Raw genomic sequence first — 16,417 nt, 5'->3', positions numbered from 1 at the left:
GGCGCGCCGCGACGAAGGTGCGACCGCAAAGATACCGACCCCTGCAGAGCCTTTGGGCGTCGACGGGATCATACACACAGGTGCGAAGCACCAAAAAAACCAAGGAGGCAGGACAAGATGAAAAAAGGATATTTGAAACAACTGGTAGTAGGCGGCTTCCTCCTCGGGAGCCTCGCGGGTCTTGCTGCGTGCGGCTCCGACTCCGGCTCCGCTGTTGGCGTGACCCCCACCGGGAAGGTCGTAAAAGGGCCGGTCTCCGGCGCCTCCGTCCGTGACAAAAATGGTAACGTCTTTGCCACCACCGACGCAAACGGGGTCTTTGCAATCACCGCACAGGGGCCGTTCACCACTACCGGAGGGACCTACATCCCCCTCAACGCCGACGGAACCGCCGGGACCGCTGTCGCCGCTCCCCCGCTGAGCGCTCCGGCTGGGTACTCCCAGATCACCCCGCTCTCCACCATCGTCGCTTCCGCCCCCGCGTCGCAGCAGGCCGACGTGGAAACGCAGCTCGCCGCTGCTCTTGCAAAGATGGGTGTGAGCGATCTGAAGACTGCTGACTTCTCTGTCAAGACCGACGCCAATTCTGCAGCAATCGTCTTTGCCGAGGCCGTCGGGGCCGTTCTCTCGACCGCTGCCAACACCTCCGCAGCGAGCGACGTAAAGAGCGCGATCAACAGCGCCGTTACCTCTGCTCTGATCTCTGCAGTGCAGACCCTCTCCACCGCCAGCGCACCGACCGCTTCGCAGATCACCAGCGCCATCACCACCCAGGTGAGCACCGCCATCACTTCCAACAGCGCGATCGTCAGCGCGGTCCCGGCCCTGGTCAGCACCATCAGCGCCGCCACGACTGCCGCAGCAACCGGCGCCAATGCGCTCCCGGCCGGGGCGCTTCCGGTCCAGAGCGGCACCGGCGGAACGGGTGGAACCACCGGCTCCACCGGCGGAACCGGCGGCACCAGCGGGATCAAGTAAGGTCGGCCCGCTCGACAACTTCAAGGGGGGAGCCTGAGCTTCCCCCTTTTTTTAACCCAGGTTCTCCGCATCTCGTTCCCAAGCTCCAGCTTGGGAACGCGCTTTGCCCCTGGAGGCTCCGCCTCGCAAGGTACGGGCGTTAAAGTTTGCCGCTGACGCGGATGCAAAGCCGGAGCTTTGCACCCAGGTACGTTCCCAAGGTGGACCTTGGGAACGAGACTCGCTGACTCTTCCGCTGAAGGAAGTACATCCGCGTGGCGGGATCAGATATCAACAGAAAAGTCGGCCGCAGCGGTTGGGGAGGGACGACTGCTGCGTCGCCGTCGATCTCAAGTACAAAAGGATTTCCGCCAGATGATCAGCAGATGCCACCATAATCTCGTCGCACTTCTCAGCGGGGTAGCGTTCCTCCTCTTCCTCATCCCTGCCTTCGCTGGTGCAGAACCGTTTTCCAATACCCTCTCCATGCAAGGGTACAGCGGTCTCCTGAACATCCCCGATGCAGGTGTCGTGCAGGAAGGGCATATGGTCCTTTCGTACTCCAACCAGAAAAATGTGGAATGGCCGAAGCAGGTGCCGTACGGTGACAACTACTTTTTCAACGTCGGCTTCTTCTCCATCGTCGAGCTCGGAGGGCGGCTGACAGAGGCGCCCGGGCTCATGCGCGACCTCTCTGCAAACGTGAAGGTGAAGGTCCCGTTCATCCCGAAGGGGTACTACCTTCCCGATGTGGCGTTCGGTCTGGCCGACGTCGGTGGGGGAGCATCCTGGTTGCAGACGAAGTATGCCGTTGCCACCGAGACCCTCGGGCCCCTGCGCGCCACGATCGGATACGGCACCGGGCCGGACCGGATGAAGGGGGTTTTCGGAGGCGCCGAAGTCACGCTGTGCGACTGGGTGCACCTCCTCGCCGAACACGATACCCGCGACACCAACGCGGGGGTGAAGATAAGCACGCCGGGGCTCTTCCGTCGCGACATAAAGCTTCAGTTCACCGCCAAAAGCGCACTGAACCGCAATCCGGGCAACATCGACCTCGCCTTCTCGCTCGACTTCCCACTTTCTCTGAAGGAAAAAGCGCGGGAGGGGACGAAGCGCCGTTTTGAGGCGCGCCATCCTGTGGCGCGGGCGACCGGGGAAGAGGGGGGCGACCAGCAGGCGTCGGAGGCAGCGCCAGCCGATGAGAGTTCACTCTCCGAACTGCAAAAGAGGCTCACCGCGACCGGGCTGCAGGACGTGCGCGTCGGAATCATCGACAGGCACAGGGCCGTCATCGTCTACGAGAACAACGTCTTCAACCACAACGAGCTCGATGCCCTCGGCGTCGTCTTCGGGAGCGCTGCAGAGATCCTCGGCAACGGCATAGACCACGTCAGCGCAGTCATCGAGCGCAAGGGGATAAAGGTGATGACGGTCTCCGCGCCTCTCTCCGACCTGCAGGACTTCTTCTACGGAGACGAAAGAAAGCTGAAGGAGTCCCTTGCCACCGGCACGGAGGCCGACCTTGCACAGGCCCGCTTCGTGGACGGGAAGACGATCTCGTCATACTTCAAGCCGACCGTTGTCCTCTGGCCCGGGCTCACCACTTTCGTGGGTACCGAGGTGGGGCTTTTCGACTACCTCCTCTCCCTGAAGGCGGACCTCTTCGTCACACCGTGGAAGGGGGCGATCGTGAACGTGCGGGGCGACATCCCGCTTAGCTGGAGCGAGAACCTGGAAGATGGCAAATTGTACCGGCGGGCGCGTCACGACCCCCGGCTGGAGCGCGCCATGCTCTTCCAGGCCGTGAAGCTCACCCCATCTCTCTACGCCCAGGCGGGGGTAGGGAAGATCTACGGGGACATCAACGGCACGCTGAATGAGATGATGTGGACCTCTCCCGAAGGGAAGCACCGGTTCAGGCTGAAGCAGGCGTACGGCGAGAATTCCGAAACAAACGCGAAGAGTGAAGTATATCTCGGCTCATACCGCTACTACTTCAGCCCGCTCAACGTCTTCCTGGAAGGGACGGCCGGGCGTTTCTGGGAGCAGGATACGGGGGGGACGGCGGAATTGAAGCGCTTCTTCGGCGACACCGCGTTCTCCGCGTACTACAAGAATGCCAAGACGCAGGAAGGGAAGCGTTGGCAGGTCGGGGGGGTCCAGATTTCGTTCCCCCTCACACCGCGCAAGGACATGAAACCGCTGTATGCACAGCTGCGCGGCACGGAAGAATGGAGCTACTCGCAGGAGACGGTCATATCCACAGGAGGGCCGAACTCCGTGCTGCACCAGTCGATCGGCATCAATCCGGAGGCATCGGTGAACCTGCAGAATGTCTACTTCAACAGGGATCGCCTTAACAGGAGCTACCTCCTGGAGAATCTGCAGCGCATGAGCGAGGCGTACGAGAAGTACCGGCCGAAGGAATAAACAGGCAGGAATATCTAAGAAAGGTTCTTCCTGGAATGGTGGGGAGCCAGGAGTACGCCTCCATAACCGCTGCACGAGGCCTCGCGTCCCCCCCTTTGCGAAGGCTCATCCAAGAATTCCGGGGAAGCCGTAGTATGTTCCAATGAAGGGCCGCAGGAGGCCTCGCGTCCCCCCTTTGCGAAGGGGGGACAGGGGGGATTTGACTTGGCCAGACCGTCCTGCAAAGTGCGCAACTGCTGTGGTCTCAAGCATTTTTTTGATACCAGTTTGCACAAAATTGGTGGTGGCTATGTCGTTGATCTTTAGACTGCCGCAGCACGGCGGTTCGACGACCGAGATGTACTGTTAGACGGGCTGCGGTTCTGGAGGAGACTTGAAGATCAAATCCCCCCTGCCCCCCCTTTGCGAAGGGGGGAACGTTAGGCCTTCTGCAGTGCTTCGTGGCGATGTACCCCCGCTCCCACGGAGTTCCCGGATGAATCTGGGCGAAGGGGGGAACCTAGTAGCATGGCCTCGCATCTTGGAGGGGCAACAAACTCTCGGTCCTGGGAAACTCCCAGATGAAGCAAAAAGAGCGGACGCCTCGGGTGAGGCGTCCGTTTCTGTATCAACGCGCGGAGCGGGGGAGGGGAGTGCTACTTCATGAGCTCCTTGCCGATGGTGAATCCCTGCCCGATGGTTTCGCCGAGGCCGTAGTAGGTGCGGGTGGCAGGGCTGTAGGCGACGGGGCGAAGGAGTTTTGCATCCGGCACGCCACTCTCATTGAGGATTGAGGGATCCGCCTTCACGTCAACGATCTCGCCGATGAACTGCGTGTGAATCCCCACCTCAACGATCTGGAGGAGGCGACACTCGAATACCAGGGGGAATTCCGCCGCGTACGGCGCGTCCACCAGATCGCTTCTCACGGGAGTGAGCCCGGCGGAGGCGAACTTGTCGGTGTCGCGGCCGGATGCGATGCCGGCGAAGTCTGCTGCCACGACCTGCGCTTCATTCGGGACATTGACGGTGAAAGCCTTCCGCTCCACGATGGCGTTGTAGCTGTGCCGCGACTTGCGCAGCGAAATGGTAAGGGCCGGCGGATCGGAGCAGCAGGTGCCCCCCCACGCTACCGTCACCAGATTCGGCTTGCCATCGCTGTCATAGGTCCCGACGAGCCACACCGGGGCCGGCGCCCCCATCGGCTTTGCCCCCAAAGATTTCTTCTCCATCCTTTTCTCCTTTATTAGATATTCATCCGGAATTCAGGGAACGGGTTCAGCCTCAGCCCGTCTTCTGCGAGTAGAACGGGAGCTCAGGCGTCCCCTCCCTTTCAAGGGGAGGGACAGGGTGGGGATGGGGTCAGAGGTAAGGGGCGACCCCCATCCCCCTCCTGTCCTCCCCCTTGAAAGGGGAGGGACGCGATGCCGACGGCCTAGCTTAAATGTCCGCCCTGGGAATCTCCCGACGAGCCCATGAAAGAGGCGGAGCCGCAGGGAGTTCTCCGCCTCGCAAGCCTCACCCTACTTCTTCATCAATGCGGAGAGCTGGGTGCCGCCGACCCCGATGTTGTCCCTCTCCAGTTCCTTGATCAGCACGATGAACTTCTCCTCCGGGATCTTCGTGGCGGCGCTCGCGGCGCTGGTGAGGCTCTTCACCAATTCGGCTTTCTTTTCGCTGCTGTCCAACATCCCGATATCGACTGTAATAACTGGCATTTTGCACCTCCTCTGCAAGCTGTGATTTCAAAGCGCGCACTTTAGCAAAAGATTATGTGAATGTAAAAATAAAGTCACGGGCACATCTGTGCTATCATCGCGCCGGCTAATATTCAGTGACAGGAAGTGAGCATGATCGAGATAAAGGACAGTGATATCAGGGTGGAGTTCTATCGGGCCTCCGGCCCCGGCGGACAGCACCGCAACACCACCGATTCGGCGGTGAGGATAAGGCATCTCCCGACAGGGATCGTTGCGCAGGCGACCGAGAGCAGGTCGCAGGCGCAGAACCGCGAGGTGGCTCTGGAGCGTCTCCGCGAGATGCTGCGCAAAAGGGCGATGAAGGTGAAGAAGAGGATCGCCACGAAGGTCCCACGGGGCGTGAAGGAAAAGAGACTGAAGGAAAAGAAGGTGGTTTCGGAAAGAAAGAAAATGCGGGGGAGGGTGGAATGACTTCCTACCCCGTCGCCACAGTCGCACCTGCTCCTTCTTCCATGATCGCTACAAAGGCGCGGGCCGCTGGGGAGAGTTCCCTTCCCTTTCTCTTTGCGAGAAAGAATTCCCGTGTGATCGTCAGACCCTCAACACGAACCTGAACCAGTGCACCCTGCGCCAGTTCCCGCTCCACCGACTTCGCGGAGACGAAGGAGACTCCGAGGCCATTGAGTACCGCCCGCTTTACAGCCTCGTTGCTCCCGAGCCGCGCAGCTATCTTTAGCGATTCCGGCTCGATGCCGCACCCCCGCAGCGTCTCAAGGATCGCCTTCCCCGTCCCGGACCCCGCCTCCCGCATAACCAGCGGCGCAGAGCATAGATCGCTTGCAGCGATGACTGCATCGCGCCAGCGGTGATCTCCAGGTGCGATCAAGACCACCTCGTCCTGCGCGAGCGGAGCAAAATCGAGAGCGTCGTCCTCGAAACGGGCGCCGACGACTGCAATCTCCACCTCTTCTGCGGCCACCATAGCGAGCACGCTGCGGCTGTCCCCTTGCAGGACCGTGACCGTGATCCCGGGAAACCTCGCACTGAGAAGCGGAAGGAGAGTGGGGATAAGATACTCCCCGGGGATGCTGCTTCCGCCGATCTTGAGCTCGGCATCCTCCACACCTTTGAAGCGTGCTAGTGCTACCGGAATTTCCCGAGCGGCATCCACGACACGCTTTGCCCTTTCCATCAGCACCTTTCCCCCCGCCGTGGGCAAGGCTCCTTTCCCGGTCCTGTCGAGGAGCTTGAGGCCGAATTCATTCTCGAGAGCGGAGATGTGCTGGCTTACGGTTGACTGGGTAATGAAGCAGCTTTCCGCCCCTTTCGAAAAACTCCCGCTTTCCGCCACCGCCAAAAATACTTCCAACTGTTTCAGGTTCATAGGTTCCTATCGTCATTGTCAATGAATGCAATCGGTTCTATCGAATTTATCCATTTGACTGAGGTGAGTCAATAGATTATTAATTTCTCTCACAAAAATGGCTTTGGTAAAAAGGGAGGCTGAATGACATCGCTCAGGACTGTACTCACGTGTGCAGTTGCAATCGTAATGCTCTTTGCCGCTTCCGTGGTCTGGGCAGCAGAGTTCCGCGTCATTTCCACTGAAGGTTTGAAGGAGATGATGGACTCGAGGCGCGACTTCACCCTTGTCGATGCGCGGACCCCGGTGGAGTTCAAAGAGGCGCACATCGTCAACGCCATCAACATCCAGGAAGACGATTTTGATGCCGCGCTCTCGTCACTCCCCAAGGACAACGACGCGCAGCTCGTCTTTTACTGCAACGGCGTCAAGTGCGGCAAGAGCAAGAAGGTGGCGCAGAAGGCGCAGGCGGCGGGGTTTCGGAACCTTCTTCTCTACAGCGAAGGATTCCCGGTCTGGGAAGAGAAGGGGATGCCGATCGTCACAGGTCCTGGCTACGACAAAAAGATCAAGACGGTGAGGGTCGCCCCGAACGACCTTGCGACACTCCTGAAAGAGAAGCAGGCCGAGTATGTGCTGGTGGACGTCCGCGAGCCGAAGGAGTTTACCGGCGGGCACATTCCGGGCGCCGTCAATATCCCGCTCGGGACCTTTGCCGCCAACTCCGGAAGCCTGCCGAAGGATAAAGGGATCATCGTGTACTGCAATACCGGAAAGAGAAGTGCAAAGGCGTACCGCAAGCTGGAGAAGTTGGGATACGACGCGCTCCTGGAAGCAACGTACGTGGACTGGAAGGATGCCGGACTCCCCATTGCCAAATAGGAGCCTGATGGCCGGTGATGAAAGAGAGGCCGCATGAAATCGAAGACAAGAGGAGAAAGTAAAAAGATGGTGATGAAGAAATTGCTACTGATGCTGGTTGCCTTGGCAGCCGTTGCAGCCGCACCTGCCGCGTGGGCGGGAAGCCGCAGTGGAGTCGTGACGGTGGAGGTGGACCTCTCCAAGCAGCCCGCCGGTAAAGAGGCGAAACTCTGGGTGCCGTATCCGGTTTCCGACCAGAACCAGACGATCAGTGATGTGAAAGTGACGGGAGACTTCGCGTCATCCGCCGTCTACACCGACGGCGCGACCGGTACGCCGATCCTCTTTGCCCGCTGGGAGGAGGCTGCTGCCAGCCGCAAGCTGGCATTCTCCTTCAAGGTAGAGCGTCAGGAGATCCAGATGCGTAACCTCTCCAGCGCCGAGCCTCAGTGGAACAAGGGGGACTACGCGGAGTTTTTGAAGCCGACGACCTTGGGGCCGACGGACGGTGAGGTGCAGAAGCTCTCCGCGAAGATCACCAAAGGGAAAAAGACCGTCCTGGAGAAGGCCCGCGCCATCTACGACTGGACCTGCGAAAACATGTACCGCGATCCTGCCACCCGCGGCTGCGGCAAGGGCGATGTCTGCCAGCTTTTGAAGACGCCGGGCGGGAAGTGCACCGACATCTCGTCAGTTTATGTTGCGTTGGCACGCGCTGCAGGTGTGCCGGCGCGCGAGGTCTTCGGCGTGCGCCTCGGGAAAAAGGCTGAAGAAGACATCACCGGATGGCAGCACTGCTGGGTCGAATTCTTCCTCCCCGGCACCGGGTGGGTCCCGGTCGACCCTGCCGACGTGAGGAAAGCGATCCTCGTGGAGAAGCTGCAACTGGAAGACGCGAAGACGAAGGAGTACCGTGAGTACTTCTTCGGCGGGATCGACCCGTATCGGGTGAAGATCGCCTCCGGGCGCGACATCGTGCTGAATCCGCGCCAGGCCGGAGCCCCCCTCAACACCTTCGGCTACCCCTATGCTGAAGTAGGTGGCGCAGCTCTCGACTTCTACGACCCGAAAACCTTCATCTACCAGATACGCTACAGCGAGAAGTAAGGATAAGGGGACAGGCACGAGTCTGTCCCCTTTTTCGTAGGCCGGGATAAGCCGCAGGCGTTCCCGGCGTGGCGCCAGCCAACCATATGATGCAGCACAGTTTGCCGGAAACGCTCCGCTTATTCCGGCCGACATCGAACCACACTTCTGCACGTCGCCCCCCAATACCTCCTCTTCCCCTTTTTACCCTTGTCTCCGCCTCCCGATTGCGTTATTAGATACAGGTTTGTCTGTGACTTCCCCCCCAGGAGGGTACCATGAAGCTCCGCACCATCTTCACCGCTTTCGTCATCACGGCGTCTCTGACGTCCTCTTTCGCCTATGCCGAAACGACTCCTGCCGATGCTCCGGCGACGGAGACCATAGCGACTCTCACGAAGGAAAACCAGGAGCTCCAGGAGAAATTGAAGGTGCTGCAGCAGTGCAGCATTACCTCGTCCGCCCTTGCAGTCAAAACCTGTGCGCGCCTGAAAGAGATCGCCGCCGATGTCCGGCAGCAGCGTCAGGGAATGGCCGACTTCGAGGGGTATGTGAAGTGGATGTCCAACAACATCGCCGGGTACAACAAGTACCTTGCCGCAGGCTCCGCCGCCGCCGGCTTTGCCAAGGTCCTCCCAATCCCCTATGCAGGACAGGCCTCAGGCTTCGCCAAATTCGTCTCAAATGCCGCCATCTCCCTCAGCAACGCCTCGGTATCGATCAATAACTATCTCGGAACCTCGCAACGCTTCATCTCCGGTGTCGATGCACTCGATCCTGCGAAGGGGGTGAGCCCCGCGAAGGTTTCTGAACTGGTGCGGCTGGCGGACGGTGAGCTGCTCAAATCGATGCTGGAGGTGCAGCAGCGTCTTGCCGCCACCTCCGAGCTCTCCTCTTCGTCTCTTGCGTTCCTGGAGAGTATCAATCACTACATCGGCTCCACCGACGAATACTGGGCGAAGACAAAGTCGCTGGTGAAGTCGGGGGAGACGGACAAGAAGGAGAAGGGGTTCCTCGCGGACAGTATTACAGCGCTAAGAAACAGGGCGCAGGGGTTCAACGGCCGGTTCAAGGTCTTTGCCGACACGGTACAGAAAGACACCCCGCTGGTGAAGTCGCTCATGGCGTATGAAGAGTTGATGCGGGATCTGGAGCCGAAGGTGGCGAAGGCGAAGTAGGCCGCGCCCCCACCGCTGCGCTTAAACGTTTCGCACCACTTGGAGATCTCCGTCGAGCCTAAAGAGACTGTTTCCTCTGGTAGAGCAGGAACTAAGGCGTCCCCTCCCTTTCAAGGGGAGGGACAGGGTGGGGATGGGGTAGAAGCTGGTTCTGCAGAACCCCATCCCCCTCCTGTCCTCCCCCTTGAAAGGGGAGGGACGTATTGCCAGCAGTCACGTTGTTTGCCGTCCGCTCAGTGAAGTTCGAAGAGACAAAAAAAGACGCCCCCGATGCGAGGGCGTCTTTTTTTCGTCTACGTCTGCTGCTCCAGCGGTTACCGGAACGGGTAGGTCAGGCTGAAGCCGAAGAGATGGGCGTCGGTGTTGTACGTGCCGTTTGCCTTCAGACCGGCGGGGAGGGCAGGGTCCATGTCGTTGTCCTTGGTGCGCTCAAGAAGCTTCTGGTAGCCGTAGGCGAGCGCCACCCGGAACTTCTTGATCTGCATGTCGGTGCCGACGGTGAAGATGTGGGTGTCGGCATCGGGAATCGTCGGGTCGAAGGTGCTGTCAGGCACGGGAGTGCTGCCGTACACATAGCCGGCCAGCAGCGAGACATTGGGGTTCAGCTTGTACTTCGCGCCGACGTTGGCGCCCCATGCGTCGCTCCAGTCACGCCTCGTGACTGTCCTCGTCGGGGTCGGCGTGTCCACTGTGATGGCGAGTTCATCAAAAGATGACCACCCCTCCCAGCGGAATCCCGCCTCCACGATCAGCGGTTCGGTCACCCGGTAGGCGATGCCGCCTGTCAGCTGCTGCGGCAGCTTGATCTTGCTGTGCCCCGGAGCGTTCACGATCTCCGTGCCGGTAGCGAGAATCTGCGCCTGTCCGGTGCCGTCGACGTCCACATCGACCTGGCTGCGGTAGGAAAGGCCGACGCTCAGGTCCTTGTTGATATCGTAGGCGACGCCGACGTTGTAGCCGACACCGGTACCATCACCTTCAAACTTGTTCGAGGCATCGGTGAATACCCCGGGGGCAACCGGCACGAGGAGGCGCTTTTCCAGCTTTGCGTCCAGAAAGACCACGTCCACACCGGCGGCGAAGGTGAGGGCAGGGGTGATGCGATAGGAAACGACGGGGTTCACGTTGTAGGTGGTGAGCTCCGACTTCGTGGCGAGATAGCGCCCCTCCCACTCGGTCCCCCAGTTTGTCTTCAGCCCGAAGGGGTTGAACACCCCGAGCCCCACGCTCCACTTGTCGTTGAGCTTGCTGGTGACGTACAGGGTCGTCGGGTAGTTCAACTTTGCGTCAGGCTCGTATTCTGTGCCGGTGGTGGAGCTGCGGAATTCGCGACTGGTGCTGATCAGCGTGCTTCCGAAGAAGACCTGCGTGCCAGGGAGCTTGTTGATAAGTGCAGGGTTGTAAAAGACGGCACTCGGATCGTCCGCGTGGGCTGTGACTGCATTTCCCTGCCCCAGGGCAGACGCCCCTTGTGTGAAAACCGCAAATCCTGAGGCGTGGGCCGTGGAAAAGCTGCCGATGGCGGCAAGCATGGGTGCTGTCAGCAGCGCTGCGACGAGCGCCCTTTTCTGAACTTTCATAATCTCCTCCTGAAACTAGCACTGCAAATTGAAAAGGTGTGGCGGGTGTATCTCCCTACATTTCGATTCGGCCGTTACCGGGGAAACTTGAGGCGAAAAAAGATACCATCGTCCGCGCTCCCGTGTAAAGCTCTAATTAAGATGTACGGGAACGGCTATTGTTCCGCCATTGAACAGGATGAGGATCTGTGCTAAGAATGACCGGATACAAATTCCAAACCTCTTGCGGAGAAAGAATGACCTCGAAAAAGTACATTATGGAGGGCTCGGACGAGTCCAAGCGTCTCGACGTGAAGACGGACAACGCGGTAACGGAGAGGCAGGCTCTATGGGCGGGGATCGCTCCGGGGATGCGCGTGGCCGATATCGGGTGCGGCGCGGGTAAGACTACGTACAAGCTGCACGAGCTGGTTCAGCCGGGTGGCTCGGCGCTGGGGATAGACATCGCGGAGCAGCGGGTGAGCTATGCCAGTGCGAACTACGGCGACACCGGCGCCACTTTCGTCTGCCGCGATGCGCGCCAGCCGCTGGACGATCTCGGCACCTTCGACTTTATCTGGGTCCGCTTTCTCCTCGAGTACTACCGCGCCGAGAGCTTCCAGATGGTACAGAACATCTCCCGCATGCTGAAGCCGGGGGGCACCCTCCTGCTCATCGACCTCGACCACAACTGCCTGTGCCACTACGGCCTTTCGGAGCGGATGGACCGGGCGATCCACGCAGTCATGGGGATACTGGAGTCCAGGATGAACTTCGACCCCTACGTCGGGCGCAAGCTCTATTCCTACCTGTACGATCTCGGTTTCAACGACATCGACGTGAACGTCTCCGCCCACCACCAGATCTTCGGACCGCTGAAGGTGTCGGACGACTTCAACTGGACCAAGAAGGTGGAGGTCGCCGCCCGCAACTCAGGGTACGACTTCGCCGAATACCCCGGCGGCTTCGAGGAGTTCCTCCTGGAATTCCAGACCTTCTTCGCCGACCCGCGCCGCTTCACCTACACCCCGATCATCTGCTGCAGAGGGGTGAAGGGGTAGTTACATCGACTGCACGAGCTTGAGGTTGTGCCCCTGTGTCCTCTTCTGGTGGTAGCTGATCAGCGCCTCGACGATTCTCCCCTCGAAGTGGCTGCCGCTCCCCTCCCGAAGCAGGCGGTACGCCTCGGCCGTCGGCATCGGGTCGCGGTAGTGGCGCTTCGAGGTGACCGCCTCGAAAAAGTCGGCGACCGTGATGATCTTCGCCCCCAGCGGAATATCCCTTCCTTTCAGACCTCTCGGATAGCCGGTCCCATCGATCCTTTCATGGTGGGCGCCGGCAATCTCCGGCACCTGGCTGTAGATACCCTCGAAATTAACCTGGTCCAGAATGTCGCGCGTCTTGTAGCTGTGCGTCTTCACGATCTCGTACTCCAGGTCGGTGAGGCGCCCGTTCTTCTTGAGGATTGCGTCCGGCACCCCGATCTTTCCGTAGTCGTGAAGAAGCGCCGCCACCCTTATCATCTCCTGCTCCGCAGCTGACAGCCGAAGCTCCTGGCAGATCCCCACCGCGTACTCGGTGACCTTCTCAGAATGGCCGGCGGTGAGGGGGTCCCTCGCGTCGATGGAGGCCGCCATGACCTTCAAAAAGGAGCTGAACTGGCGGAACTTGGCCTCCATGAGGTTCGCGTTGTGGATACTGATGCCGATCATCGGGGCGATCCCCATGAGAAGGCTGATGTCGCTGTGTACCAGGGGGCGCTTCGACTTCGGGTTGTCCACCGCGAGGACCCCGATCGATTCCCCCTCGCTGATGATGGGGCAGCAGATGAAGGACTCACAGCCGAGCTTCTTCACAAACTCCATGCTGCGCAGGGAGAGGGTCCCCTCGAGCTCGTTCACGTCGTTCACCAGGAAGGGCTTCTGGTCGCGGTAGCAGACGACGAGGACCCCCTGCGATTCGGGGCGGTTCAGGTGAAAGGTCGTGGTGCTGAGGACGCTGAAGGACTTCTCCGGGTAGCCGAAGCCGGCGCGGAAAACGAGGCGGTCCTTCTTCTCGTTGGCGAGGAGGAGCATCCCCCGGTCGAAGTCGAGGCGCTTGCCGAGGACCTGCACGACGCTCGCAAGGATGTCGTCGATACTCGTCTGCCTGCTGATTATCTGGCCGACCTCGTTGGTGACGAGGGCGTTGTTGTAGTTGATGTTTATCTGGTCCACCAGATGGTCACTCGCGCCGTTCAGGCTCTCGAGGTTCGCCAGGAGCGCCCGCTTTTCACATCTGAGCGCGAGGGTGGAAAAGAGGAAGGTGGTGGCGAGAGAGGCGGGAACGACGGTGCCCAGGGCGAGGTGGGGGTCGAAGCGCATGGCGGCCATAAAGAGAAAGAGAGAGGCGAGGGCGGTCGCGTTGCGGGTCATCTCCCAGAAGCTTGACCGGGAGCCTTCCCAGGAGACGACGTAGCGGCAGAGGCTCGCCCCCTTGAAGACGCACTCGGTGTGCTCCACACGCGGCAGCTTGATTCCGAAACCTGTGGCCACCGCCTCGAAAAAGCCGATACGGTTCTGGCACTGGAAGTAGCGCTCCTGGGTCCCGGGGCGCGGTGTCACGGTGATCTCCACCTTGTTGTGGGCGAGCTTTTTGGAGCAGTAGACGGAAGATCTGACGAAGTTTCTGTTCACGGCGGCGCCGACCATCTCGTACGCCTTCGTCGGCCCGACCAGTCCCAGAAAGTACTGGCGCATGACCCCTATGGCGTCGGGGGATGCTGCGTAGCGCCCGGCCTCCCGGGCGATGTCGGGGTTTCCGATCATCTTCTGCAGACGGTCATGGAAGAGGTTGATCTGCTTCTGGGAGAACCAGTGCCCCTGGTCCGCCACTTCGTAGGGGGTCATCTCGGCGGCTTCCAAAAGCTCGCTGATATTCACGAAGTGGTAGCGGCTCTTGATGAGCTTTATGTAGGTATTTACGATCCTGCTGTTGTACAGCGGGGCGTCTTCCATGGAACGTCCTCACAACCGGTTATTTCATCGATCTGTACGCTCCGCCTCGACCTCTCCGAGAGCGCGCCTGCCGCCATCTCAGGGGAGCTTCTTCTTGCCGGAACGCGTCAAAAGCTGCGTCATGTACTTGTAGAAATCCGCCCCGCTGTGGGAGATGTTGAGCGCCCAAAGCACGTACTGCTTCTCGTAGCTCACCCCCTTGGCATCTGCGTACGTCGTCGGATAGATGAGGATCGGAAGCTCGTTTTGCTCGTACTTCACCGTCAGGATCCCGAGGACCTGGTTCAGCACCTCCGTGCCGAGCTCGTCCCCCTCCAGCACGATGATGTGGATGCAGTTCGTCAGGTCCGAAAGGTTCAGCCCCATGTCGGAGAGGTTGATGAGGACGACAGCCTTCAGGACGCCGTCCTTCTTGAGAGCGTAGATGTGGCGCTCCATCTGGAACCCGAGCTGCCGGTATTCGCGGGTGAGTTCGTCGCAGTCGAGGGTATCGGCGTCGAGGTGCAGGGCGTGCAGCATGAGCCCTCCCGAGCTGTGCTCGTAGAAGACCTCCAGCTCCATGAGGTCCGCTGGCTGCGCCTTGGCGAGGCTCCACCCCCTGGAGAAGGTCCCCCCGCCGAGGGTCCCCCTCTGGTAGTGCAGGTAGGCGAAGGTGTCGATGGAGCACCCTTTCTGATCCTTGATGAGCCTCGCTGCCGTGCCAAAGACGCGGTTCGGGAACTTGTTCTCAGGCCGGTAGTAGCACACCACGAAGCTCATGTGCGCCGAGTAGAGGTTGTGCGAGTCGTTTATGGAGCGGGCCAGCTGGTTCAGGACCACGAGACCGGCGTTGTTCGACTCGGAGCGGTTCGCGGCGTGGTGGTGGATGAGCCAGCTGTTCTTGTGGAAGCGCAGCATCGCCATGTGTCCGAGGATGGCGCCGCGCTCCTGGTAGAGGAAGTGACGCGCAATGCTCGGGTGCTCCGTGTACAGGCGGTGGTAGGTCTCCTTGAGCTTCTCCTTATTGGCTTGCACGAAGGCGTACTTCTTCGGGTAAATGAAGCCGGTCTCGAAGAAGAACTGCCACAGGTCGTCCAGGTTCACCTTGTTGCACAGGTAGGAGTTGCGGTCCTTCGCCAGGTACAGGAGGGCCAGGAGACGCACGTGGTCGTTCACGTCCATGTCGAGGAGACTGAGGCCGCACTTGACCCAGCTTTCGTCCGTCCCGCTTTTCTGCACCGAGCGATACACGACCTGCACCACGCACCGCGCGGAGAAGCTGTTGGCGATGTTCAGCTCCACGTCGGGGATCATCATCCCCGGCATGAGGACGGAGGTCTCTTCATCCTCGCACACCGCGAAGCCGGAGCCGGAGAGGTCGAGGACCTTCAGATCGGTGATCTTGTTGCTGAAAGGGTGGCGGAAGATGATGTTTGGCAGCGGCACCAGCTCTTCGCGGATGGCGCGCATCTCCTTCGCGCGAAAGCGGCTCATCTGGGAGGTGGTGGGGGAGAGGACGTACGTTCTGGCCTTCTGGCCGAAGCTTTCGGAGATGATGCGGCACTCCGCGGAGTAGAGGGTGAGCCCGTCGCGAGAGAAGATGATGCTGACCGGCGCCTCCGGGTTCACCCACTCGAAGCGCTGCGGGCGTTTCGCCGAGACCTCGATGCGGAAGGCGACCGCGCTGAAGTCGAGGAGGGTGCCGTCGAAGAGGACGCCGTTTTGTATCAGCCTCGCCTCCACTCCGTCGCACAGGTGTCGGCGCACCTTTCGGTAGCTCACCTCCCGGCACGTCTCCGGCAGGCGGAAGGAGATCCCTTTTTCGCTCATGCCGGTGACGGTCGGCTCCACGACCACGAGCTTCGAGCCATCGATGATGAAGAGGTTTTCGAAGGTCGTTCCCTTCGTCTTGTGCGGCACTTCGGCAGGATCGATCCAGGCGCAGTCGAGCCAGTCGTCCTGGCAGGGGAGGGGCTTTGCCTCCAGGGAGACAACCTGTGAGAACCTGCTGTGTCTGAAGTTCACAAGGAGCGTGCCGTCCTGGAAATTGATGTAGTTAAGGCGGTTGATGAGCTTTTCCCGGCTCAGTTCCTTGTCGCTTTCCTGGGGAAAGTCGATCAAGGATCCGGGACGTACCAACTGTAAAACCCTGCGCGCGCTCTCCATAGGTTCCATCACATGTACTCCGCTTCCAAATATTCTGTTATAGCGTAACTGAAATCAAATATTAGCATTATGTAATCCAGTGAGGATTCAATCGGAGTGATGGCTATTCAAGCGCGGTGGAATACTAACACAGAATGCTTTGATCTTTCATCAATAAAAA

At 60.0% G+C, this 16,417-nt stretch carries 12 protein-coding genes and 1 pseudogene; 7 read left to right on the top strand and 6 right to left on the bottom strand.

Annotated elements, in window-relative coordinates:
• Positions 1-117 precede the first annotated feature (117 nt).
• Both LPW11_RS19580 and LPW11_RS19575 read left to right on the top strand, forming a co-directional pair.
• Entirely contained in the window at positions 118-978 is an 861-nt protein-coding gene (locus tag LPW11_RS19580; RefSeq protein ID WP_230995552.1) for a hypothetical protein, read from the top strand.
• A 354-nt stretch (positions 979-1,332) separates the two neighbouring features.
• Positions 1,333-3,390, top strand: coding sequence for a YjbH domain-containing protein (locus LPW11_RS19575; protein ID WP_230995551.1), 2,058 nt, complete (start codon positions 1,333-1,335; stop codon positions 3,388-3,390).
• A gap of 635 nt (positions 3,391-4,025) precedes the next feature.
• On the opposite strand, the gene LPW11_RS19570 is transcribed toward LPW11_RS19575, so the two are convergent.
• Both LPW11_RS19570 and dmpI read right to left on the bottom strand, forming a co-directional pair.
• The gene (locus LPW11_RS19570; RefSeq protein ID WP_230995550.1) at positions 4,026-4,601 is read right to left on the bottom strand and encodes a flavin reductase family protein; all 576 of its coding nucleotides are present in this window, start codon (positions 4,599-4,601) and stop codon (positions 4,026-4,028) included.
• A 291-nt stretch (positions 4,602-4,892) separates the two neighbouring features.
• Complete coding sequence (gene dmpI, locus LPW11_RS19565; protein WP_230995549.1) at positions 4,893-5,087, bottom strand: 4-oxalocrotonate tautomerase DmpI; 195 nt, start codon at positions 5,085-5,087, stop codon at positions 4,893-4,895.
• 135 nt (positions 5,088-5,222) lie between these two features.
• Here dmpI and LPW11_RS19560 point away from each other — a divergent pair.
• Positions 5,223-5,540, top strand: a pseudogene (locus tag LPW11_RS19560) (peptide chain release factor-like protein); the annotation flags it as partial.
• A gap of 4 nt (positions 5,541-5,544) precedes the next feature.
• Here LPW11_RS19560 and LPW11_RS19555 read toward each other — a convergent pair.
• Positions 5,545-6,453: a selenium metabolism-associated LysR family transcriptional regulator gene (locus tag LPW11_RS19555; protein WP_230995547.1), complete on the bottom strand. Its 909-nt coding sequence runs from the start codon at positions 6,451-6,453 to the stop codon at positions 5,545-5,547.
• 123 nt (positions 6,454-6,576) lie between these two features.
• On the opposite strand from LPW11_RS19555, the gene LPW11_RS19550 reads away from it, so the two are divergent.
• The 3 genes from LPW11_RS19550 (at position 6,577) to LPW11_RS19540 (ending at position 9,557) form a co-directional block, all read left to right on the top strand.
• A complete protein-coding gene (locus LPW11_RS19550; protein ID WP_230995546.1) occupies positions 6,577-7,314 on the top strand; it encodes a rhodanese-like domain-containing protein in 738 nt (245 codons plus the stop codon).
• A gap of 72 nt (positions 7,315-7,386) precedes the next feature.
• The gene (locus LPW11_RS19545; protein WP_230998330.1) at positions 7,387-8,400 is read left to right on the top strand and encodes a transglutaminase-like domain-containing protein; all 1,014 of its coding nucleotides are present in this window, start codon (positions 7,387-7,389) and stop codon (positions 8,398-8,400) included.
• 257 nt (positions 8,401-8,657) lie between these two features.
• Complete coding sequence (locus tag LPW11_RS19540) at positions 8,658-9,557, top strand: hypothetical protein (RefSeq protein WP_230995545.1); 900 nt, start codon at positions 8,658-8,660, stop codon at positions 9,555-9,557.
• A 314-nt stretch (positions 9,558-9,871) separates the two neighbouring features.
• Here LPW11_RS19540 and LPW11_RS19535 read toward each other — a convergent pair whose 3' ends face one another.
• The gene (locus LPW11_RS19535; RefSeq protein WP_230995544.1) at positions 9,872-11,137 is read right to left on the bottom strand and encodes an OmpP1/FadL family transporter; all 1,266 of its coding nucleotides are present in this window, start codon (positions 11,135-11,137) and stop codon (positions 9,872-9,874) included.
• A 236-nt stretch (positions 11,138-11,373) separates the two neighbouring features.
• Here LPW11_RS19535 and LPW11_RS19530 point away from each other — a divergent pair, with 236 nt between their 5' ends.
• Positions 11,374-12,177 (top strand): class I SAM-dependent methyltransferase, encoded by an 804-nt coding sequence (locus LPW11_RS19530; protein WP_230995543.1) that lies wholly within the window; start codon positions 11,374-11,376, stop codon positions 12,175-12,177.
• Here LPW11_RS19530 and LPW11_RS19525 read toward each other — a convergent pair whose 3' ends face one another.
• Positions 12,178-14,112 carry an HD domain-containing phosphohydrolase gene (locus LPW11_RS19525; protein ID WP_230995542.1) on the bottom strand — a complete coding sequence of 645 codons (1,935 nt, stop codon included), beginning with the start codon at positions 14,110-14,112 and terminating at the stop codon, positions 12,178-12,180. It abuts the gene before it with no gap.
• A 78-nt stretch (positions 14,113-14,190) separates the two neighbouring features.
• A complete protein-coding gene (locus tag LPW11_RS19520; RefSeq protein WP_230995541.1) occupies positions 14,191-16,266 on the bottom strand; it encodes a PilZ domain-containing protein in 2,076 nt (691 codons plus the stop codon).
• Positions 16,267-16,417 lie beyond the last annotated feature (151 nt).

The sequence above is a fragment of the Geomonas sp. RF6 genome (assembly GCF_021044625.1).
Lineage (GTDB): Bacteria > Desulfobacterota > Desulfuromonadia > Geobacterales > Geobacteraceae > RF6.
The sequence above is the reverse complement of the archived record's forward strand: the minus strand, read 5'-3'. Positions and strand labels throughout refer to the sequence as shown.

What these genes read in the sequence shown, in the direction of transcription:
- LPW11_RS19550 (WP_230995546.1), top strand. Translation starts at nt 6,577, where the DNA reads ATGACATCGCTCAGGACTGTACTCACGTGTGCAGTTGCAATCGTAATG.
- LPW11_RS19545 (WP_230998330.1), top strand. Translation starts at nt 7,387, where the DNA reads ATGAAGAAATTGCTACTGATGCTGGTTGCCTTGGCAGCCGTTGCAGCC.
- LPW11_RS19570 (WP_230995550.1), bottom strand. Translation starts at nt 4,601, where the DNA reads ATGGAGAAGAAATCTTTGGGGGCAAAGCCGATGGGGGCGCCGGCCCCG.
- LPW11_RS19520 (WP_230995541.1), bottom strand. Translation starts at nt 16,266, where the DNA reads ATGGAACCTATGGAGAGCGCGCGCAGGGTTTTACAGTTGGTACGTCCC.
- LPW11_RS19580 (WP_230995552.1), top strand. Translation starts at nt 118, where the DNA reads ATGAAAAAAGGATATTTGAAACAACTGGTAGTAGGCGGCTTCCTCCTC.
- LPW11_RS19525 (WP_230995542.1), bottom strand. Translation starts at nt 14,112, where the DNA reads ATGGAAGACGCCCCGCTGTACAACAGCAGGATCGTAAATACCTACATA.
- LPW11_RS19540 (WP_230995545.1), top strand. Translation starts at nt 8,658, where the DNA reads ATGAAGCTCCGCACCATCTTCACCGCTTTCGTCATCACGGCGTCTCTG.
- LPW11_RS19555 (WP_230995547.1), bottom strand. Translation starts at nt 6,453, where the DNA reads ATGAACCTGAAACAGTTGGAAGTATTTTTGGCGGTGGCGGAAAGCGGG.
- LPW11_RS19530 (WP_230995543.1), top strand. Translation starts at nt 11,374, where the DNA reads ATGACCTCGAAAAAGTACATTATGGAGGGCTCGGACGAGTCCAAGCGT.
- LPW11_RS19535 (WP_230995544.1), bottom strand. Translation starts at nt 11,137, where the DNA reads ATGAAAGTTCAGAAAAGGGCGCTCGTCGCAGCGCTGCTGACAGCACCC.
- dmpI (WP_230995549.1), bottom strand. Translation starts at nt 5,087, where the DNA reads ATGCCAGTTATTACAGTCGATATCGGGATGTTGGACAGCAGCGAAAAG.
- LPW11_RS19575 (WP_230995551.1), top strand. Translation starts at nt 1,333, where the DNA reads ATGATCAGCAGATGCCACCATAATCTCGTCGCACTTCTCAGCGGGGTA.